At 43.9% G+C, this 22,055-nt stretch carries 17 protein-coding genes, 2 pseudogenes and 1 riboswitch; of the genes and pseudogenes, 13 read left to right on the forward strand and 6 right to left on the reverse strand.

Annotated features, from left to right (window positions below):
- Position 1 precedes the first annotated feature (1 nt).
- From PSBA01_RS10790 to PSBA01_RS10845, 12 genes and pseudogenes are all read left to right on the forward strand, one after another.
- Complete coding sequence (locus PSBA01_RS10790; protein WP_228724573.1) at positions 2–1,048, forward strand: ABC transporter substrate-binding protein; 1,047 nt, start codon at positions 2–4, stop codon at positions 1,046–1,048.
- Complete coding sequence (fhuB, locus tag PSBA01_RS10795) at positions 1,048–3,177, forward strand: Fe(3+)-hydroxamate ABC transporter permease FhuB (protein ID WP_186474306.1); 2,130 nt, start codon at positions 1,048–1,050, stop codon at positions 3,175–3,177. The genes PSBA01_RS10790 and fhuB overlap by 1 nt, the downstream gene beginning before the upstream one ends.
- A 41-nt stretch (positions 3,178–3,218) precedes the next feature.
- Entirely contained in the window at positions 3,219–4,667 is a 1,449-nt protein-coding gene (locus PSBA01_RS10800; RefSeq protein ID WP_186474308.1) for an MFS transporter, read from the forward strand.
- Positions 4,668–5,017: 350 nt separating this feature from the next.
- Positions 5,018–7,402, forward strand: a complete 2,385-nt coding sequence (locus tag PSBA01_RS10805; protein ID WP_186474310.1) for a TonB-dependent receptor — start codon at positions 5,018–5,020, stop codon at positions 7,400–7,402.
- Between the two features lie 191 nt (positions 7,403–7,593).
- Positions 7,594–7,761, forward strand: a riboswitch (yybP-ykoY riboswitch).
- Between the two features lie 7 nt (positions 7,762–7,768).
- Positions 7,769–8,341 (forward strand): manganese efflux pump MntP family protein, encoded by a 573-nt coding sequence (locus PSBA01_RS10810; RefSeq protein ID WP_186474313.1) that lies wholly within the window; start codon positions 7,769–7,771, stop codon positions 8,339–8,341.
- Between the two features lie 559 nt (positions 8,342–8,900).
- Positions 8,901–10,583, forward strand: a complete 1,683-nt coding sequence (locus PSBA01_RS10815) for an NAD-dependent malic enzyme (protein ID WP_186474315.1) — start codon at positions 8,901–8,903, stop codon at positions 10,581–10,583.
- A 137-nt stretch (positions 10,584–10,720) separates the two neighbouring features.
- Positions 10,721–11,071 carry an IS630 transposase-related protein gene (locus PSBA01_RS10820; RefSeq protein ID WP_186474316.1) on the forward strand — a complete coding sequence of 117 codons (351 nt, stop codon included), beginning with the start codon at positions 10,721–10,723 and terminating at the stop codon, positions 11,069–11,071.
- A 172-nt stretch (positions 11,072–11,243) separates the two neighbouring features.
- Entirely contained in the window at positions 11,244–11,570 is a 327-nt protein-coding gene (locus PSBA01_RS10825; RefSeq protein ID WP_212564400.1) for a transposase, read from the forward strand.
- A 370-nt stretch (positions 11,571–11,940) separates the two neighbouring features.
- Positions 11,941–12,483 (forward strand): hypothetical protein, encoded by a 543-nt coding sequence (locus PSBA01_RS10830; RefSeq protein ID WP_071003634.1) that lies wholly within the window; start codon positions 11,941–11,943, stop codon positions 12,481–12,483.
- 90 nt (positions 12,484–12,573) lie between these two features.
- Positions 12,574–14,136, forward strand: a complete 1,563-nt coding sequence (locus PSBA01_RS10835; protein ID WP_186474318.1) for a Dyp-type peroxidase — start codon at positions 12,574–12,576, stop codon at positions 14,134–14,136.
- A gap of 66 nt (positions 14,137–14,202) precedes the next feature.
- Positions 14,203–15,351 carry a catalase family protein gene (locus tag PSBA01_RS10840; protein ID WP_186474320.1) on the forward strand — a complete coding sequence of 383 codons (1,149 nt, stop codon included), beginning with the start codon at positions 14,203–14,205 and terminating at the stop codon, positions 15,349–15,351.
- A gap of 53 nt (positions 15,352–15,404) precedes the next feature.
- Positions 15,405–15,740 (forward strand): annotated as a pseudogene (locus PSBA01_RS10845) (transposase); the annotation flags it as partial.
- A gap of 132 nt (positions 15,741–15,872) precedes the next feature.
- Here PSBA01_RS10845 and PSBA01_RS10850 read toward each other — a convergent pair.
- From PSBA01_RS10850 to PSBA01_RS10875, 6 genes and pseudogenes are all read right to left on the reverse strand, one after another.
- Positions 15,873–17,087, reverse strand: coding sequence for an IS256 family transposase (locus tag PSBA01_RS10850; RefSeq protein WP_186474322.1), 1,215 nt, complete (start codon positions 17,085–17,087; stop codon positions 15,873–15,875).
- A gap of 93 nt (positions 17,088–17,180) precedes the next feature.
- Complete coding sequence (locus PSBA01_RS10855) at positions 17,181–17,933, reverse strand: DUF7606 domain-containing protein (protein WP_075105996.1); 753 nt, start codon at positions 17,931–17,933, stop codon at positions 17,181–17,183.
- An 86-nt stretch (positions 17,934–18,019) separates the two neighbouring features.
- Positions 18,020–18,262, reverse strand: coding sequence for a transposase (locus tag PSBA01_RS13470; protein ID WP_186475522.1), 243 nt, complete (start codon positions 18,260–18,262; stop codon positions 18,020–18,022).
- Positions 18,184–18,531 carry a transposase gene (locus tag PSBA01_RS10865; protein ID WP_186474325.1) on the reverse strand — a complete coding sequence of 116 codons (348 nt, stop codon included), beginning with the start codon at positions 18,529–18,531 and terminating at the stop codon, positions 18,184–18,186. Before PSBA01_RS10865 ends, PSBA01_RS13470 begins: the two co-directional genes overlap by 79 nt.
- An 85-nt stretch (positions 18,532–18,616) precedes the next feature.
- Entirely contained in the window at positions 18,617–18,796 is a 180-nt protein-coding gene (locus tag PSBA01_RS13320; protein WP_323970253.1) for an IS630 transposase-related protein, read from the reverse strand.
- A gap of 990 nt (positions 18,797–19,786) precedes the next feature.
- Positions 19,787–20,910, reverse strand: a pseudogene (locus PSBA01_RS10875) (IS3 family transposase).
- A 330-nt stretch (positions 20,911–21,240) separates the two neighbouring features.
- Between PSBA01_RS10875 and PSBA01_RS10880 the strand changes: the two are divergent.
- Positions 21,241–22,017, forward strand: coding sequence for an enoyl-CoA hydratase (locus PSBA01_RS10880; protein WP_134292699.1), 777 nt, complete (start codon positions 21,241–21,243; stop codon positions 22,015–22,017).
- The last annotated feature ends 38 nt before the right edge of the window (positions 22,018–22,055 follow it).

A 22,055-nucleotide genomic window follows, 5' to 3' on the forward strand; every position in this document is an offset into this window, starting at 1 on the left:
TATGTTTTCTATTTTTTATCAATACGAATCATTCAAGCGCTCGATACTCATGCCAGCGTCAGTGACGCCAATAACAGTACGCAAGTGGCAGACGCTTTTAGCTTTTATAATATTAGTCTGTCTAACGTTGACCGCTTGTAGTCACTCAGCATCTGACAAAGCTATTACTCACTTTGACACATCACCTCCCAAAGATATTACCGAAACAGCAAACAGCCATAGTGACCGTATTGATAGTGACCGTAACAATATCGTCTCCCCTGATTGGGGCAATGCTGCAACGCTGACTGCGATGGGTCATGCACCGATTGCCACTGGTGATATCAGAGTGTGGGACAGATGGGTGGGGCGCCCCCATCTCCCAGCAGCAACCACCGATATTGGGATTCGTTATCAGCCCAATGCTGAGCTGGTTGCACAGCTTCCCGTTGATATGGTCATAGATAACGCTTTTTATGAGCATGCCCGTAGCTTATACGGTGACGTGCCTGCGCAGTCGGTGATGTTTGCAGCAAAAGGAAAAGCGGCAACGTGGGCTGACTATACGGAGCCGACGCGCGCGCTTGGTGCATTGATTGACAATCCCAAGATGGCTGAAGACTATATTGTACAAAGTCAAAAAGACATACAGCTTGCCAGTCAGCAGTTTCAGCAGCGCTATCCAATAATCAAAAAGTTCGCGGTCGTCCAGTTTGCGGATGCCAATAACATGCGCATGTATGTTGATAACAGCCTGTTTAAGGTGGCATTAGAACAGATGGGCAAAGAGCTTGTGGTTTTAGGGGAGGGCAATCAGTGGGGGTTTGTACCGATACGAATGGGTGATTTGGCGCAGTTAGATGATGAGACTTGCCTGCTGATCATCGACCCACTCAGTCCCATCACCAGAGCTGAGATTAAGAACAGTTTGGTATGGCAGCGTTTGGGTTATGGTGAGCGACGCTGTATGGCGGAGCTGCCGCCAGTCTGGATATATGGCGGGATGTCGTCATTGGTCAGTCTGGCCAATAATTTATCCACGGTTTCGTTAACAGGTGGCGCGATATAATGACTATTCATACCAATCATGCGAGCAGTGCCAGCAACACCCATAGCGCTAATAGCCTAAGCTCCACGTCCTCCTCACATACGGCAACTGTGATGACCTCATCGCCCAAGCCACCACCACATCCATCTCAGCCTCCGTCGTCTGTCGTGAGCAGTGCGTCTTGGCGATTGTGGGTGATTTTTATAGGATTGGTGGTTTTGTCCGTCTGCAGTGGCTGGGCACTATTAGAGCGAGAATGGACACGCCCACTCAGTGATCTGTTTTTACCAAGTTTGCAGCTTGATATTGCCAGTATGGCGACTCAGCTTCATTTGGTTGCGACCAGTGTGGTGGCGCTATTGGCAGGTGGATTATTAGGCGTAGTCAGTATTTTGTTACAACAGTTGGTCAAAAATCCATTGGCATCAGACACCACTTTGGGAGTCGGAATCGGTGCTCAGTTGGCTATGTTGATTGTGACGCTATTTTTGCCGAGTTTGGCTATTTATGGTGGTCTCTACGTGGCCTTTGTCGGTGCCATCATGAGTATGGGCTTGGTGTTTGCCTTGTCCGCGCCTAGTCGCTTCAATCCGCTGATTCTGATACTGGCAGGTCTGGTCGTCAATATCTTGCTTGCCGCTGTTGCCAATGTATTGGTGTTATTTTTTGCTGAAAGAAGCAACGGTATGTTGTCATGGGCGGCTGGGTTTTTGGCACAAAGCAGCTGGGATAGCAGTCGAGCATTGATGATCACAGCGACCTTGGCGGCGATAGCCTGCCTGCCTTTATTGAAGCCGCTGACACTGATGAGCTTAGACGACTCACAAGCCAAACGTTTGGGCGTGCCTATCAATGGTATTCGCGCCTTAGTGGTCGTCATTGTGGCGGTGGTGACCGCACTAGTCATCAGTGAGGTTGGGCTGATTGGTTTTATAGGGCTTGGTGCCGCAAGCTTGGTCAATGCGCTAGGTATCTCGTCCATTGGTAAGCGCTTGGTCACGGCATTTGGGCTGGGTGCATTGTTATTGCTATTGACCAGTAACGTTGCCTTATTGCTTGAGCCTATACTGGGGATGCAAATTCCCGCTGGTGCCATGACGGGAATCTTAGGAGCGCCACTGATTATTTGGCTGATTTTGCGCCAGCGCCGCGATCGGATAGAAACCATCACCCCTATGATGAGCGGTCAAAATAAGACCGTTGTGTTTTGGCGATGGAGCGTTGGAGTTATCATCACGATAATGTTGGCTTGTCTTTTTGTACAGGATATCAATGGTTGGGGAATTAGTACTGATTGGGCGCTGACACAGCAGTATCGTCTGCCTCGTAGCTTGAGCGCGGCAGCAACAGGGATGATGCTTGCGGTCGCAGGCGTATTATTACAGACGCTAACGCGTAACCCTATGGCCAGTCCTGAGGTCTTAGGGGTCAGCTCAGGCGCGGCGCTTGGGGTTATTTTAGGATTTTTATTATTACCCATTTTGGGACTCTCTGCTGGCGCAGGTACGTTACTGATTTCAGGACTGTCAGGTGCGATGGCGGTGCTGCTGTTGATTATGTGGCTGGCACGTAGAGTCAGCTCAGGCTATTTGCTGTTAGTCGGTATTGGTATCGCTGCCATGATGGATGGGGTCATGCACATGGTCAAGCTCTCAGGTGACCCGCGTCTTGAGGCGATGCTCAGTTGGCTATCAGGCACTACCTATAGTGCGCAGCCTAGTACAGTATGGTATCTGATGGGCATTGCGCTTATCTTATTGGTACTTAGCTTATTGATTGTCAAACCCTTACGTGTTCTTGGTCTAGGGACGGGTGTGGCACGTAATTTGGGTGTGGCAGTGACCCCCGTGACATTATCACTACTGGCGCTCGTTGCTGCCCTTAGTACCGCGAGCACGCTTGCGGTGGGTCCTTTGAGTTTTATTGGGCTGATGGTACCGCATTTGGCGACGTCTCTTGGCGCTGTCAAACTTGAGCGCCAATTGCTGCTGGCTGCTCTCTTAGGCGCGGGGGTTATGGTAATGGCGGACTGGATCGGGCGGTATGTGATGTTTCCTTATGAGCTGCCTGCTGGTACGGTTGCCGCTATCATTGGCGGTGGCTATTTCTTATGGCTTATTCGTAAAGTGCCAACCACCGCTAATGGTTAGTTTGTCTTTTTATGAAACGATGAACCAACAATCAAGCGCTTATGAATGACGCTCATAAAAATAGCAGGGATCAGCGCTTGAGCGATGAGCAAGTACGGCGGGTACTAGTGACCTTATTGCTCGCTGGTACGGTCATCAGCTTTAGTAACAGCGCGCTCAACCCAGCCATTCCTGTATTTATGTCAGTGTTTGACGTCGATATCGTGCTTGGCGGCTGGGTACTAAATGCTTATGTGTTGGCCATGAGTGTGGGGCTCATGCTGAGCGGTTACTTAAACAAAAGGTTTGCTTCTAAGCCAGTCTATTTGGCGGCAGTACTTGGGTTTATGCTCGGTTCGGTCATGGGTATGATGGCGTTTAATATGAGCTTTGTCATCATGGCGAGAGCCGTACAAGGGCTGAGTGGTGGGCTGATTATTCCGCTCTCAATTGGTATGCTGTATCAGATTTACCCAAAGCAGCAGCACGGTAGGATAATGGCGCTATGGGGCATCGTTATTATGATGTCCTTGGCATTTGGTCCTTTGATTGGTGCTTATTTGGTTGATCAGTTTGCATGGTGGACACTGTTTGCCGTTACATTACCCCTTAGTGTGATCGTTATGGCGATGGTGTGGCGATTGATACCTGAACCTGATAGAGGCACGCATGACACCGCAAGCCCTTTTGATACGGTAGGGTTTGTCAGTTTGATCATCTGGCTACTGGCGATGATGATTTGGCTGAGCACCCTCAAAATAGATTTTACTCACGGTATCTCAAGCCGCGATGATTTGTTAAAAATAGTGGCATTAGGCGCATTGTCTATTTTATTTTTGCTGTCAGCCGTGGCTTGGTGGGCGTATGAGCGTCGTCAGAGCCATCCGTTGCTAAATGTGGGTTTGTTCGACAATAAAACTTATTTGCACAGTAATGTCATTAGTATCACCCAAACAGTAGGCTTGATGCTGTGTCTTTTATTATTGCCGATATTGATTCAAGAGGTGATGGGTGAAAGCGCTTTATGGACAGGCGTCGTTCTGATGGTTGCGACGCTCGTCGCCAGTATCACCACGTATTATGCTGGCAAGCGGGTAGACAAACGCGGTGCGCGAGGGATTGGTATGGCGGGTATCACGATTAGTGCGCTGTCTACTTTGATGCTCGCATGGTGTTTGTACCAGCCCACACTTTGGCTACTCATATTGACGATGAGTGTGCGCGGTGTCGGCGTGGGTTTGGCGTATCTGCCAACCACCACAGTGGGTTTTAGTAGCTTACCTAAAGACTCGGTCACTGAGGGAGCTGCACTCAATAATATCAGTCGCCGTATCATCTCTACCATCGTTATCACGTTGACAACCCTTTATATCCATAGTCGAAGCGCGCAGCTACTAGCCGCAGGTAGTGATGTTGGCATAGCAAGCGCTATCCAAGAAATACTGGTAATAATCGCGTTGATGCTATTGTTCACACTTCCTTCTGCCTGCAAATTACCCCGCGCGCCATAACGATCAACTTCATAGTTGGGCAGTATGTAGATTACCGGTGTCAATGACGATCTGCTTGAAGGCTTATCCCTTTTATCTATTTATTTGAACAAACTTTGAGACAAGCCGCTTATGTCACTGTCTAACCATTTCGCCAAATTTACCAAAGAAACGGACGGTAATTGCAGTAAGTCAGTCAACATGGTCACTCGCTACTTATAAAAACCTATTTGTAAATACTTATAGAAATAAAAATCATTATCATTTAGAATATCATTCACAAAGTTAGTACACACAGTATCATTTGCTAAATATAACGCATATCACTGTCCACCTATCCAATTAAGTGAAACAACCTAAGTGAAGTAATTATGAAAAGCCACCATCACGTTGCTCTATCTCTTCTTACCCTTTGTATCAGCCAGCAGTTATACGCCCAAACCAATGCCAATTCAGTGCAAAGTGCATCAGGTGTGCAGGCCACCGCTGCGGCGACCTCGAATGCATCATCAAGCGATGTACCTAGTGTGACTTTAGATGCTATTACAGTTAGTGCCAATGCCAAAACAGGCACAGCGCTGGCACAGAAAATTAGTGAAATGCCTGCTGTCACGCAAGTGATTTATGAGGCGGACATTCAGGCGCAGGCGACAGGTAACCGCACGGTTGGGGACATCTTAGCCCAGCTCGTGCCCAGCCTTGGCGTGAGTAGCGGCTCGGTCAGTAACTACGGCACGACCATGCACGGGCGTCCTGTACAGTATTTGCTCAACGGCGTGCCATTATCTGGCTCGCGCAGTTTATCACGCGAGCTAAACAGCATCGACCCTGAGCAAATTGAGCGCGTCGAAGTGCTCTCAGGTGCGACCAGCATCTATGGCGCGGGGGCAGCAGGCGGTCTGATTAATATCGTGACCAAATCAACGGCAGGTTATGGCTTGACAAGACAGACGCGCCTTGGCATTAACAGCAGCCGCGAGTTTAAATCCGACTCGCTCGGCTATCATGTGGGACAAAGCATCGGCTACGGCGGCGAGCGCGTGTATGGTAATGTCGATGTAGACTACGAGACCACAGGTGGCAAGTTTGACAGTCATGGCGACCGCATCAGCCCTGATGCCAACCAAACCGACAACCAAGACACCGATACTATTAGCGTCAACGCCAACCTTGGCTTTGATATTAGCGATACCAAGACCATGAATCTTGCGGCGACCTATTATGACAGCGAGCAAGACACCGATTATGGCGTTGATTATGGGGATAATCTATCCGTGCTCCAAGAAGGAACTACGCCTTCATTGCGTGCTATTGACGGTGCTAAAATCGAAAATCAACCCTACAATACCAAAAGCTCGGTCAACCTAAACTATAATGACAGTGACTTTTTGGGTTCTAACCTAAGTCTGACAGGCTATTATCGTGACGAAAAAGCACGCTTTTATCCGTCAGGAAAATCATTTACCAGTCAAGCCAAAGACGTTTGGGTAAATAATGGTTTAACCGATGCAGACACCTTAGGAAAGCTATTGGGTGCATCGGTCGTAGTTACGCAGTCTGAAGCGGATATTGAGGTGATGGGACTGCGCGCCGCTATGCAGACTGAAACCGATGTCATGGGTAAAAATACTTTGTTCAGCTATGGCGCGGATTTTGAACGTGAAGAGAGTGAGCAGACCTATTATGGCCAAGACCTGACTACTTTTCTTGCAAGTAATGGCTTGACTTCAACAAGTAATGGTCTGAGCTATAACGGCGGACCAAAAACCACTATCGATAAATGGGGCGCGTTCGTCAATGCCGATGTGGATATGACCGACAAATGGCACACCAGCGCTGGCGTGCGCTATCAAAACATCAAATCGGATACCGACCGTTTTGTGCCCATTTATGAGCAGCTATTGGCGGATTATTTTGCGACCAATGGCATCAGTGATATTGCTGACGCTTACGGTATTGATTACGAAGCAGGCGCGGTTGAGGCGGGTAGCAGTAAGCACGACAAAGTGCTGTTTAACCTTGGTACCAGCTATCAGTTGACCGATGATGACCAAGTCTTTGCTAACTTCTCGCAAGGCTTTACCACGGCTGACGTGCAGCGCGCCTTACGTGACGTGCGTGCTGGATTTGTGGTCAACTCAGACAATATTCAGCCGATTTCTATTAATAACTATGAGCTGGGCTGGACAGGTACGCGCGGTGATACCAGCGCAAAGGTTAGCGGCTTTTATAACGACTCAGACAAAACCGTGCGCTTTACCAACGACTATACCGTCGAAGTCGTCGATACGGACGAACGTATTTACGGCGCTGAAGCCTCGCTCACGCATGATTTGAACAAAGACTGGCAGTTTGGCGGCAGCCTTGCCTATACCCGCGGGCAATACAAAAAAGACGGCGACTGGCTGGAGCTGGATGCAGTACGCCTGACGCCACTCAAAGGCACGGCATACGCGCAGTATAACTTTAGCGAAGGCAGCAATATTCGCTTGCAAGCGCTGGCAGTCGGCGGTAGCGACAAGGCTTATAAAGACCAACAGAACGACCCAGACGCGAGTGCGCAGCCATTAACAGGCTATGCGACCTTTGATGTGCTTGGGCAAGTCAAATTACCTGTCGGACGTATGGGCTACGGCGTGTATAATATCTTAAACAAAGACTATCAGACCGTGTATCATCAAACGACCTTTGGCGATTTAAACCGTTTGCCTGCTTCAGGGACAACTTACGGCTTGAGCTATACCGTGGATTACTAAAAAGCGCCACGCATTAAAAAACCCTTCATGCTATGAAAATTTAGCGTGAAGGGTTTCTTTATGTTCATAACTCTCTAAATCATTCATCTGCTCCAATAGTATTTGCTAGCGTTTCCAACTTCACGCTTTATCAGGTTCAAAAATTCTTCTTTAGTATTTTATGATTGACTTATAGCGTATCAATGCTAATCTAAGCACTCTTTGGGGAGTAGCCTGCTTTCGTACTGCGAAAGCGTTCGTATCAACACACTTGGCCACATGCCATGGTGCGAACACCTCTCGGTTGGCGAGACCATCGATATATCTACACTGCAGGTCGGGGGTGTGGCTATGTCGTGGACTCTATACTCGACCAGAGAAAATCACATGAATCCTATCGCACTTCTATTACTTGCTTTTTCTATGTCTACGGATGCCTTTTCTGTGGCAATCAGTAAAGGAGCAATTCTTAAAAACCCTCGTTTTACCGAAGCCTTCAGAATGGGTGTTATTTTTGGCACCATTGAAGCGATCACGCCGATTATTGGTTGGTTAATTGGTCACTCTGCCACATCCTTTATAGATGCGTCTTTTATTGAGGCATGGGATCATTGGGTCGCGTTTGTCATACTTTTTACGCTCGGTCTGCACATGCTGTATGAGGGACTGAAGCCAAGTGATGAAACGGCAGAAGTGCTATCGAGACATTCTGTTTTCAAACTTGCTTTGACTGCATTTGGTACCAGCATCGATGCCATGGCTGTCGGTGTGAGCCTAGCATTTGTCAAGGTCAATATTTTGCTGGCGGCAGGTCTGATTGGTCTAGCGACTACGATAATGGTCACGCTAGGGGTGATGTTAGGAAAGGTGTTGGGCTTCATAATCGGTCACAGAGCTGAAATATTTGGTGGTGTGATGCTAATTGCCATCGGTACATGGATTTTATTTAGTCATCTTTAGTCACTTGATAGATATGAGCTACTTGATAAATAAAAGCCTAGCTATTGATATAGCTGGGCTTTTTTATGTCTATAATCAGCACATAACACCATAACTCTTGCTAAATGAACGGAACATCTCAGTACTACAAAAATTGTTAATCATCAATAGAATAATCATGATGAAGATAAAAATGCCAATGCCCCACATAGGCAAAGTGAGCATCCAATTCGTCAAATTTTGGTTACCACAATGGCTACAGCTCCAATCAGAACGTTTGAGGCTAGTATCACATTTCGGACATCTTTTATGATTAATAAACAATTTAGCCTCCCTTACAAATATATGCTTTTATAAGAGTATATATCTGTTATATCAATTGGGCAATTGTTTATCAAGACAATTGTATGTTGTCAGCGATTGGATGCGAATCAGGATGGAATGCATAATGATGAACATCTCTAAAAAAATACATGTTTAAAATGATTTTGTTACATATTGTTAAATATCAGTCGATGCTATGTATAATGCAGCCCTAATACAGTTTTCATTCATATGCCCTTAAGAAGAATATTTTATCATGTCAAATAAGCGTCCCTTATATATTCCCGTTGCTGGCCCCGCTCTTTTAGAGACCCCTTTACTCAATAAAGGCAGTGCCTTCTCAGCAGAAGAGCGCAATAGCTTTAATTTAACTGGGTTACTACCGCATAATATTGAGACGATTGAAGAGCAATCATTGCGTGCTTATCATCAGCTGCGCTCATTCACGAGTGATATGGACAAGCATATCTATTTGCGTAATATTCAAGACACCAATGAAACCTTGTTTTATCATTTGGTTGAGCAGCACATCGAAGAAATCATGCCGCTTATCTACACCCCGACAGTTGGTCAAGCGTGTGAAAAATTCTCGCAAATCTATCGCCGTAAACGGGGGCTATTTGTCTCATATGCTGAACGCCATCAAATCGATGATATATTGCAAAATGCCACCAAACAAAACGTCAAAGTGATCGTTGTCACCGACGGCGAACGTATATTGGGACTAGGCGACCAAGGTATTGGCGGTATGGGTATTCCAATCGGTAAGTTGTCTTTATACACGGCGTGCGGTGGTATTAGCCCAGCCTATTGCTTACCAATATTGCTAGATGTCGGCACCAATAATCAGCAGCTCCTTGACGATCCTATGTATATGGGCTGGAGAAGCCCACGTATTTCTGGTGATGAGTATAATGAATTTGTGGACTTATTCATTCAAGCCGTTAAGCGCCGTTGGCCAGAAGCGTTATTACAGTTCGAAGATTTTGCACAGGAAAATGCCACCCCATTATTGAATAAATATCGTGACCAGTTATGCTGTTTCAATGATGATATCCAAGGGACAGCTGCGGTATCGGTCGGTACCTTGATTGCTGCTTGCTTGAATAAAGGTCAAAAATTAAGCGAGCAAAAAATCGCGTTTTTGGGGGCAGGCTCGGCAGGTTGTGGTATCGCCGAACATATTGTTCGCCAAATGCAGCGTGAAGGGTTGACTGAAGCGCAAGCACGCAGCCAAGTATTTATGGTGGATCGTTATGGTCTGTTGACCGACAGCATGACCGAGCTGCAAAAATTCCAAGTACCATTGGTACAAAAAGAATCAGACATTGCGCATTGGGACAAGAGCAACAAGCTCGGTTTGGCACAAGTCGTTCAGCAAGGCGGTGTCACGGTATTGTTCGGTGTTAGTGGCCAAAAAGGTCTGTTTACTCAAGAGGTCATCGAAGCGTTATGCGCCAATACGGAACATCCAATTGTATTACCGCTGTCAAACCCAACAACTCGTGTTGAGGCAACACCGCAAGAAGTGATGAACTGGAGTCGTGGCAAAGCCATCATTGCAACAGGCAGTCCTTTTCCTCCTACGACCTTCAATGGCCAGACCTTTGAGGTGTCTCAGTGTAATAACAGCTATATATTCCCAGGTATCGGTCTTGGCGTTTTGGCGGTTCAGGCGACAAGTATTAGTGATAATATGCTAATGGCGGCAAGCCAAGCCCTTGCAGATATCTCTATGGAGTACCAAAAAGCACCGGGTGCCATATTACCGCCAATTAAAGTGATTAGAGAGATTAGTGAAAAAATAGCCTATGCCGTAGCAGTGCAAGCGGTTGAAGATAAGCTGGCACTACCTGATACCGCGGAAAACTTACAACGCCGAATAGAGGCAAACTTTTGGTTACCTGAATACCGTCACTATCGCCGTACTTCTTTCTAGGGCTATAAAATATAAAGAGATAAGCTGATTACTATCAAAAATAGTAGTCAGCTCATTAATGATAATTACTTATATAGTCAAATTCACTTAAAAATGTTATAAATTAATTATCAAATTCAATTGTTATTATAAAGACCATGACTTACTCGCTAGATTTTCGCAAACAAGTACTAAAAAGCTTAGACGAGGGTATGACCTTTGCCGAGGCAGCTAAATTCTATAACCTCAGCCCAACCACCATACAAAACTGGAAGCGGCGTGTTCATAGTAAAACAACCAGGCAAACCAAACCCTATAAAATACCAGATGATGTGCTACTTAATGATGTCAAAGAACATCCTGATGATTATCAGTATGAGCGAGCCCGTCGTCTAAACTGTAGTAAAACAGGCATTCATCATGCCCTAAAGCGCCTAGGCATCAGTCAAAAAAAAGACCTTAGAGCATCCAAAAGCCTGTCCGATCAAAAGAGCGATATACCACAGTAAGCTTTATAGCTTTAGGCAGCAAGGCTACCCCATCGTTTATATATACGCGCGCGGCTTTGAGAGTCAGACCATTCGCTCTCATGGTTATGCACCGATTGGTAAGCCTTGTATCGATAGCTACAACTGGTAAGGTAAAAAGCGAACCAACGTTATCGGTGCTCTGTATGAAAAGATGCTGTTTGCCCTAGATTACTTTGAGACAAACATCAACAGCATCGTCTTCTATCACTGGTGCAAACACAAGCTAATCCCAAGTCTTAAAACCAAATGCTTGATTGTGATGGATAATGCCAGATTTCATAAGAGTAAGCGTATTCAAAAGCTACTGAATAGGCATGGTCATCGTATTCTATGGCTGCCACCATACAGCCCTGATCTGAATTCCATTGAAAAGAAATGGGCACAAGTAAAGTTTCTACGCCAAGGCTGGATGGAAAACGACTTATCCAAATTGTTTTATGATGTTTGTCCTAACCATAACAATTTTATTTTGAACTGACTATATAAATAATTATAAAAACTCGAAGTATGATTTCAAAGCTTGGTTACCTAGAGTAGCCAAGCTTTTTTAGTATTTAATAACGAGTACAAAAACAGTCATGCTTTTAAAGACTTAATAAGTACGACCAAGATTTATTGCACCGGTAAGTGCGCCGTCTATTTTTGTAACACTGCTGCAATTTAAAACGTTATTGTTAAATCTATGTTTTGTTTTGTGTGATTAGTCCGCTATTACTTGAGCCTTTTACCGTTTTTGCTATGGTAATAGCTCAACAGCAATCATATAGGAAAGACTTATGAGTAAAAACAATAATAAAGAGCGGATTATCGATAATTCAGAAGATCTGAAAGATAAAATCACTGAGTCTATGGATGCCTTTAAACTGCGGGCAGATCTGTTAGTGGCGAATTTAAAAGAGGGCGGCAATGATGGTTATGATCACTCAATCTCTAGCGCCGGCGAGAAAGGTCTAAAGTCAGGCAAAGTATCCGAGCTTACCGTTATCGCACCGCTAAAAGACGGCGGCGCTGCCCGTCTCAAAGAGATTCTAAAAATAGCAGGGGGCAATCTAAAAGGCGCGACAAGGGTAGGCACTTTGCACGATTTGCGCTTCGTCTTTTTAGATAATGATACAAGAGTGCTTTTTTGCACCGCTTATGACGGTGACTGGGATCCCTATATTGATGATTTCGCCACCAAAATTCCTGAACTCATGGATATTTTATTCGGCAATGTTGAGGGCTGGCCGGGTATCAAAGACCCAAGTGTTAAGCAGTTTATTCTTGATCATCAGATTACCGCTGCAGGCTGGTATGTAGGCGTCCCGCATCTGACGGTACAAGATATTCGCCGTCATGAGCGTATTGTTAAAGGCATCAATAAAGCTTTAGATGAAGCGCAAACAAACTAATTTTTTAGACATTGTATTTTTAAGCGCATAAATTTCAGGGCTTTGATACGGTCATACTTTAATAACGATAAAAAATGAATAGGGCGATGTATGAGTAATGATGATAACAAACCTTTAACGAGATTGACCGATAAGTTGCAAGACTTAAAAGATGAGTTTGGCAATCGCATCGAAAACAGTGATTTTGAGACGTGGCTTAAAGGCGTGAAAGAGGAAGTCGGTGACGGTATTGAGATGATGGCTCGTAGGGCGCGCGGGGTCTTTAACCCCAATCTCGTCACCATGCAGCTAAAAGATATTCAATCCATCGTCCTACGTGAGCGTCCCGCCCCATATTTTGGCACGGTAGTAGCACTAAAAATCAATAATGCTGACGTTGGCAAACAAATGCTAGCGCAGGTGTTGCCTCATGTAACCGGTAGTGAAGACTGGCACAAAGACATGCAAGCCACGCTGTCTATCGTCATGACTTACGAGGGTCTACAAGCGTTAGGTGTACCGCAGTCATCACTTGATAGCTTTCCTGAGTCTTTTAAAGCAGGTATGGCAGCACGTGCTGAGCAGTTACGCGATTTTGATGTTAATGCCCCTGAGAATTGGATGGCACCTTTTGGGGATAAGGGTGATATCCATGTGGGCGCGGCTATTATCGCGGATACCAAAGATAAATGGCAGGCCAAACTTGATGAGCTTCGAGATAATCTTACCGATCATATCGATGTGGACAATCCTGCTAATGGTGATGTAGAAATCCTAATCGAGCAGGACTTTGGTTCAAATGACAACGTCAAAAACGTCTTTGGTTATCGTGATGGTATCAGTAATCCTGAGATTCAAGGCAGTGGTATTCAGACGCCTTCGAACCATGACGGCGATCCTATTGCCGCAGGGGAGTTTGTGCTCGGTTACGAAGGGGAGGCAGGACTAGTTGCGCCTATGCCGCAGCCTGAAGTCTTAGGCAAGAACGGCTCGTTTATGGTGTTACGTGCTTATCATAGCCATGTTGCTACTTTTAATAAATACCGCAAAGATAATACCGACAGCGAGGAAGAGGCGGAGCTGCTGGGTGCAAAAATGTGGGGACGCTGGCGTTCAGGCGCGCCGCTCGTTTTGTCTCCCGATCATGATGATAAAGAGCTTGGCGATGATCCCAGCCGCAATAACGACTTTGGTTATAAAGACGATCCTTACGGTAAAAAGTGTCCGTTTGGCGCGCATATCAGGCGTATGAACCCACGCGATAGCGAAGATTTTATTTTATCCGATGTGCGTATTCACCGTATCGTTAGACGTAGCGTGGGCTTTGGTGAAGTCGTGCCACCCGATGTAATAGAGGACGATGGCAAAGATCGCGGTCTGTTTTTTATTGGTATTAATGCTCATGCTATGGAGACGGTTGAGTTCTTGCAATCACAGTGGATCAACGATGGCAACTTTATGAGCTTAGGCGAAGAAAAAGATCCTATGGTTGGTTTGCACTCTGGTGATAAAGGAGGAAGTGATAAAGACAGCGATGCAGATACCTTTACTGTTCCGGCTGATCCAATTCGCAAACGCTACCATGGTATTGAAACCTTTAATACCTTGCACGGCGGCGAGTACTTTTTTATTCCGAGTTTATCGGCGCTAAAATGGATTAGCGAGCTGTCTTAACTCTCAGTACCATTTGTAATAGTCACCACTTAACAATAATAATCATGAATAAAATTAGGAAATATAATGCTAAAAAAATTATTTAAACCCAAATACGTCCCCTACGATCCAAAATATATCGAATTAAATGCTGAGGACGAAAAAAACATTCGTACTATTACCGATGATATCAAAAGCTATATTGCGCGTAGTGATAAAGCCAGCAATATCGATTATCACACGCGTGATGCCCATGCCAAGGGGTACTGCGCACTAAAAGCCAAGTTTGAGATATTAGATGATATTCCCAAAGAGTACGCGCAAGGTTTGTATGCTAAAGCGGGCATTCATGATGCGGTGATTCGTTTGTCCAACGGTTCATCTCGAGTATTCGCTGATCGTAAGTTGGGCTTTGCTCAAGGTCTCGCGATTAAAGTCTTTGACGTACCGGGTAAGAAGCTCGCTCCCGGGGAGGAGGACAGTACGACCTTTGATTATAACTTTATCAATCATCCGGTGTTCTTTTGCAATAGAATTGAGGAGTATACCTATATCTCAAGACTGTTTTTGGAATTACCTAAATACACGGAGAAGGGGGCGATCGGTAAAGCGCAGTTGGCGTTTAACTGGCTGACCAATTACGGCTCAAGATTACCAACCAAAGAGTCGATTAAAACCTTTAAAGCTATCGGCGGCTTTACGAGGATTGAACCAAAAAATACCTTGTTATACGACTTTCATTCGCAAGGTGTGGTGCGTCATGGTGATTATATGGCAAAGATACGGGCAACGCCAACAGCCGCTTCTGTCAAAAAAGTCACGCGCCGTGATGTCGATGTCGACGCCCGCGAAGAGGCGATGCGACCGCTTATCGTCGAGGAGATACGCGAACATGATTATCAGTTTGATATCCAGATTCAGCTATGCCGTAATCTCAAAAAGCAGCCGATTGAAGAGATTACGACGCAGTGGCAAGAGTCGGATACACCCTTTGTCACCGTAGCGCGTTTAACCCTTCCTTGCCAAGACGTACCAGATGACGGTAATTTTGAGATTATGGAGAGTCTATCCTTTACCCCATTTCGCTGTCTTGAAGAGAACCGTCCTATCGGAAACTTACAACAGTCGCGTCTCAAGGCCTATCAAGTCGCCTCCGAGACTCGCCATAAACTCAACGACGTCAAGCGCTGTGAGCCAAAGAGTTTAAAGGAGACGTTTGCTAAGTCTTTTTTTTAGACTAATTGTTTTAGGGGCTATCCTAGATAAGTAAAATTATTTAGGATAGCACTATGAGAAAGAGTAAACTAAGTTGGTATAAACAAAACAGACTCATCGAGTTATTTGTTGCTGGTTCTACCGCCAGAACAGAAGCAAGCCTAATTGGTGTTAATAAAACCACAGCCAGTTATTACTTTCATAGGCTACGAGTGCTTATTTACGAGAATAGTCAAGACCCTGGTCTATTTGAAGGCGAAATCGAAGTAGACGAATCATACTTTGGTGGAACTCGTAAAGGCAAGCGAGGGCGAGGTGCTGGTAGCAAAGTGCCCGTGTTTGGCCTATTAAAGCGTAATGGCAAGGTCTACGCTTGTATTATACCCAATGCTAAAGCAGATACTTTGATCAAAACCTCTTATCAGGTGTCTAAAATTAGTTGACCACTACAATTCGGGATGGGTTCAAATATTAAACCCAGTCAAAACAGGTATTAATTTATAAACTCAAAGAGACCATCCCGAATTCTGTGTAACTGCCATTTAGATTAAATGCTTACTGATACGGTCATCAAACATAATCATAAAGCGATTAAGAGCAGACGTCCAGTTACGGATTGGCATCGACCATTTTTTAGAGGCCTGCTGGGTTGCCAGATATACTACCTTGAATGCTGCCTGATCAGACGGGAAGATCTTACGCTTATTCACCGCCGTACGAATCACACTGTTTAATGATTCTATAGCATTGGTGGTATATATGACTTTTCTGATGTCTTTCGGGTAATTAAAGAACACCGTTAAGCCCTCCCAGTTATTGCGCCAAGACTTGATGACATGCGGATACTTATCACCCCACACCTCGTCGAAATGCTCAAGATTGGCCTCTGCTATCTCAAGCGTATCAGCGCCGTAGATGGCTTTTAAATCAGCCGCTACGGCCTTTTTATCCGTCCACGGTACGAACTTCATTGAATAGCGCACCATGTGTACGATACACAGCTGAACCTGTGCCTTTGGATAGACGGTGTTAATGGCATCAGGGAAACCCTTTAGACCGTCAACACAAGCGATTAAGATGTCTTGTACGCCACGGTTTTGAAGCTCGGTAAGAACGCCTAGCCAGAACTTAGCGCCTTCATTCTCTGATAGCCACATACCAAGCAGCTCTTTTTTACCGTTAAGGTTAACGCCTAGGGCTAAGTAAATGGCTTTGTTGATGATCTGCTTGTCTTGACGTACCTTGACCACAATGCAGTCTAGATAGACGATAGGATAAACACTGCTCAACGGGCGATTTTGCCATGCAGTAATGTCCTCTAAGATGTTGTCGGTGACTCTTGAAACCAGTGTGCTTGAGATATCGACGTCGTAGAGCTCTTTGATGCTCTCTACAATCTCGGTGGTGGTTTGACCCTTGGCGTAAAGGAATATGATTTTATCATCGAGACCTGAGATACGGGTTTGATGTTTGCTGACGAGCACAGTCTCAAAGCTGCCACCGCGGTCTCTTGGGGTGGATATCTCAAGATCGCCTGTGTCACTGCGGACGGTCTTTTTAGTGTGTCCGTTGCGCTTGTTTGGTTTATCTGCTTTCTCATGTTTGGGGTAACCGAGGTGGTCTTCCATCTCAGCTTCAAGTGCGGTGTCGATAAAGGATTGCATGAGCTGCTTTTGGAAGTCTTTAATGTCATCGAAGCTGTTCATACTACCAGCCATTTGCTCGGCCAGTTTTTTAATGTCAGATTGAGTAGTCATTGCTTATTCTCCTGTTAGTGGATTATAAGCAGTTACACAGTTTTTAGGAAAGGCTCAACTCAAAACCAACTTGAACAGCATAAAGACCAACGTTTATAATTTTTGACAGTTTTGCAATAACACGTAGCCATCTTTAGATTTTTTTAAATCTACCAAAGAGTAGACCATTGAGTCTCCAAACACGCCATCATTAATAGTTCCTACGCTCAGTAAGTAGTTATTATTGGAGAATACTGGATTATTTTTTTTACTATATTGATCATCAAAGTTTAGCTGTTGTGAAATATTATCGTAAGTCACTGTCGCACTAGTTTTTTGGTTATTAAAGTGGTAGGTTACGCTTAGATTTTTGTTGCTATCACACTTGTAGTTGACGACATAATTTTGCTGGTTAGATGGTTGCTGCTGGTCAGTGATAAAGGCTTTCAAATTAAAGTTTATTGCGGTGTTTGCATGCTTACGGGCATCATTGCGTGTTTGGCTTACGATAAGCTTATAATCCCCTGTATAAGGCAGGACTTGGAAATCACCAGAGAGTTCACTAGTTTTATTGTTATTTCCAAGATACAGTAACTTTAATACCACATCGTCTGATGTGTTTTGTCTTACTACTCTTAATACTTGATTAGCTTGTGCATGGAATATATATTCCTTTGTATCATAGCCAGTAATACTTCCCTTGATATCCAAAACTTGGGGGTTAGCAATATTACTGTGACTATTTTTATGAGAAGTCTCTACTGCATTAGTATACTGACTATTGTTATCAGGTGTTGTGTTACAGCCTGCTAAAGCAGCTATGCACGACATCACAAATGCAAGGGCGAGTATTTTCTTTGATTTCATCTTAAAACCTTTCGTATTAAAAAATAATTGATTATTTTAACATCCAAAATAGTTGAGTTTATTGGCGTCGGAAAAACTATATACAGTCAATCCAACTTAAAGTTGTAACAGCAGGCATTACTGAATAAATGATTTAGATTATTCTCACCCCAGCCTTGCCTGAGCGTTTTTACTTCAGCCCACTTCTTCTCAATAGGAATTAGATCAGGGCTGTAAGGCGGTAGCCATAGAATACGGTGACCATGTCGGTTTAATGGCTTTTTGATACGTTTGTTCTTATGAAATCTGGTACTCGAGCATAGCTCTCCCCTTGCACTCGGGCAAAGCAGTGCTTTGCTTTATCCTCGCTCATATCCATGACGATGTCACATTTGCGACCAGGCTTTGGAATGACGCTATACTTAAACCAGTTATACACCACTTGCCAATTGATATTCTGAGTAAACGTGTCCACGGCAAACAAGCTTTTTTGATATAGCGCCCCAATGACGTTAGTTCTTTTTGTTTTTTGATAGTTATAGATATCGATGCAAGGTTTGCCTACTGGCGTATAGCCAAAGGCTCTGATGACTTCTTTCTCAAAGCCGCTTTCATCCATATAAATAATAGGGTAGCCTTGGCATTGATAGTGTTTCAGTTTAATGGTGTACTCTAATCGCTTAAGCCAGCTTGCTTTTGGGTGTTTAAGACTTTTTTTTGCGGGTATAGCCCAGCCACTTCATGGCAGCTTCTACGCCAGACTTACTACAGCCCAAACGAGCAGCTCTTTCATAGTAGTAAGCGTCAGGATAGTCAGTAATGTCTTGTTTTAGGGCATCATTAGATATTTTGCGCGGTGCTCTAACGATGGGCTTGATACTGATTTCTTTTTTTCAGTTAATAATGGTGGTGGGACTCATATCATAAAGCTTGGCTGCGGTGCGCACGCTCATGCCTTGTTCAAGAGACTGTAGTACCTTTTTACGAAGGATAATGGGGTATGTCATGGTGATTAGCGAGCTGGAATTTAGAATTACCGTAACACTTCTTGGTAGGGTTTACTATAGTATCAAAAAATTAATTACATCCATGCACTCACATAAATTTTAGACAATAAAAAACCCTTACAAGTCAATGACTGTAAGGGTTTGAATTTGGTGGGCCCAGTAGGACTTGAACCTACGACCAAAGGATTATGAGTCCTTGTTCTTACAACAACAATACACAATATATAGCGATAAGTAGCTGTAACTTCCGGCTGTAAGTCAATTGATATAAGAGTTTAGAGTGTTATCTAAATGTACCTATCAATAAATGGATATATCTATCAATAAATTCAGAGTATCAAAATAGTATCAAAAACAATAGTATTAGCAGTTCTTTGAAAAGTAAGGATCTACAAATGAAACTTTTAAATGATGAGTAGCAGAGGACTAATCTTTCGTTCAAAGTATCAAAAAAGCGTACCCACATTGTGAGTACGCTCAATACTAATAAGTACAAGTGTTTTAACACCTAATACATTATATCTCTTTTACCAGAAAGTAATACCGTTAGATACTGTATTCGAAATATCTAATGGTATTAGGCTTGTAGTTTCACTTACCTTCTTCGCTGTATTCTTCCAATATCAATTACGACGTGTCATTAATTAAGTCAACAAATACGATAAGCTAGATGGATAGCACCCACGAAATGAAGGGCTGATTTATCATAGCGAGTAAAAATTGCATGATACGGCTTAATCTTAGCAAAGAAGTTCTCAATTAATTAGCGTGCCTTATAGTGACCCCTGCCGTCAAATCCGTACAATTAAACTTGGGAGATTTTAGTTATGCAGCCTGACGATCAAAGTCAAATCACATCTGTCTTGGCTATCTATAGCCTAAATCCTTTTGAATCCTAGTTTGGTTGTAATACAGCTCTATATATTGTGTGATCTCGTTGATCGCTGTAAACCTTGTTTTATACTCTTGATGATATACAAGCTCATTCTTTAACGTACCCCAGAATATTTCTATAGGAGCATTATTAAAGCAATTGCCTTTACCACTCATTAAGCCTTTAAAACGATGCTGCTTGATAATTTTGTGATAGGCATGACTGCAATACTGGTTGCCTCTATTAGAATGCACAGTCAGCCCTTGGCTTGGCCTTTCATTCCTAATTGCCATATTCAATGCATGACAGACTAAATAGGCGGTCATGCGCTTACTTAAGGCGTATCCAACAAGCTCTCTGGTATAGAGATCTTTAACACCTGCTAAGTATAGCCAATCCTCAGCAGTCCAAATATAAGTGATGTCACTGACCCAAGACTCATTGGAGCGCTTAGCATCAAACTGCTGAACCAGCATGTTTAGATAGACAAGCTTGTTATGGTTTGAGTCAGTGGTGACTTTAAAGCGCTTGTGGCGACAGTATTTGATGTCATGCTCTTCTTTAATACTTCTAATCATATATTGGCTAATATCATACCCTTGCGCACTTAGGTAGGCACGTAGTCAATCAACACCATAACGTTCTTTAGTTTCACTATGAGCTGCTCTAACTAATAGCTCACGGTGGTTACGGTATATCTGCTGTTCACTAATCTCACGATTTATCCAGCCGTAATAGCTCGATGATTTTATGTTTAATACACGGCGCATGCAGGTAATACTAAAAAGGTGCTGGTTTTCTTTGGTAAAGACGTACTTCATCAACTGTGCTTTGCGAAATACACCGTGGCCTTTTTTAGTATCTCTCGTTTCTCTTCAACCACTTTAAGCTGCCGCTTGAGCTGCTTTATTTCCTGAATAGCTGCCATAAGCTCAGGATCATACTGCTCAGTCCATAAAAGCTTGCCTTGATTGGCTTTGTTCTACCAGTTAGATAACGTTTGCATGGCGATGCTAAGCTACTTGGCAGTGGCTGAAACGTTGCTGTTGTTGTTTGCTATCTTCTTAACGGCTTCTACTTTAAATTCTGTGCTGTAAGTTTTGATTTTCTTGGCCACGGTAGACTCCTCATCGAGTCGTTAGTTTACCAAGTTTATCTCTACGGTTTCTTCAGCATAGCTTACTTCGAATAACTGGTTTTCTTTGACAGTAATAATATCACTTGGTTGAATTGGTAAGATGTCTTTAACATTTAAAACCGCAATGCAGTATTTTTTTTAATAAAATACCAGTATTTTTACTGTGTTATTTATGTGTCTAGCTTCACAAAACAAATTAAACAGTATATATTGTTAATAAATATCGCTATGCAGTATTTTATATCCAAATATCGATGCTTTTTAAGCTAACAGTATTTTACTTGAAGACATTATTAGAGGGACAGCATCATGGAAGAGCAAATAATTTTGACTGAGCAGCTAGCGAATGGTATTTGCGTGATAACGCTCAATCGACCCAAAGTTCGTAATGCGTTAAATACTGAACTGCGTCAGAAACTGGCGGATATTTTTATCCAGCTCAATGACGACCCACAGACTAAAGCCATTGTGTTGACTGGTGGTGATAAGGTATTTGCAGCTGGTGCTGATGTTAATGATTTTTTGACAGCAAAAACCGTCGATGTATATCTACGTCATAGTGAGCGTTATTGGGATGCGATTACCAATTGTCGCAAGCCAATTATTGCTGCGGTCAATGGTTATGCGCTTGGCGGCGGCTGTGAGCTGGCTATGCATACTGACATTATTGTCGCTGGCAAGTCCGCTAAATTTGGTCAACCAGAAATCAAAATTGGGCTGATGCCAGGAGCTGGGGGCACGCAGCGATTGTTTCGCGTGATTGGCAAGCATAAAGCAATGAAGCTGATACTAACAGGCGATATGATCAGCGCTGAGGCTGCGGATCAAATGGGATTGGTTTCTGAAGTGGTTGACGATGAAACCACCATCAAGCGTGCCATTGAGATTGCTAAAAAACTGGCAGGTTATTCGCCCATTGCATTGATGCAAATCAAAGAAGTGGCCAATCTTGGGGTCGATATGCCGCTACAGGCTGCATTGGCCTTGGAGCGTAAAGCCTTTCAGATTTTGTTTGATACCGAAGATCAAAAAGAGGGCGTAAAGGCCTTTTTGGAAAAACGTGACGCCAATTATAAAGGTCAGTAGCGTGTGGTTTGCTAAGGATAAGCAGACCAATTTTTTGA

It is taken from the genome of Psychrobacter sp. KCTC 72983 (genome assembly GCF_014280455.1).
Classification (GTDB): Bacteria; Pseudomonadota; Gammaproteobacteria; order Pseudomonadales; family Moraxellaceae; genus Psychrobacter; species Psychrobacter pacificensis.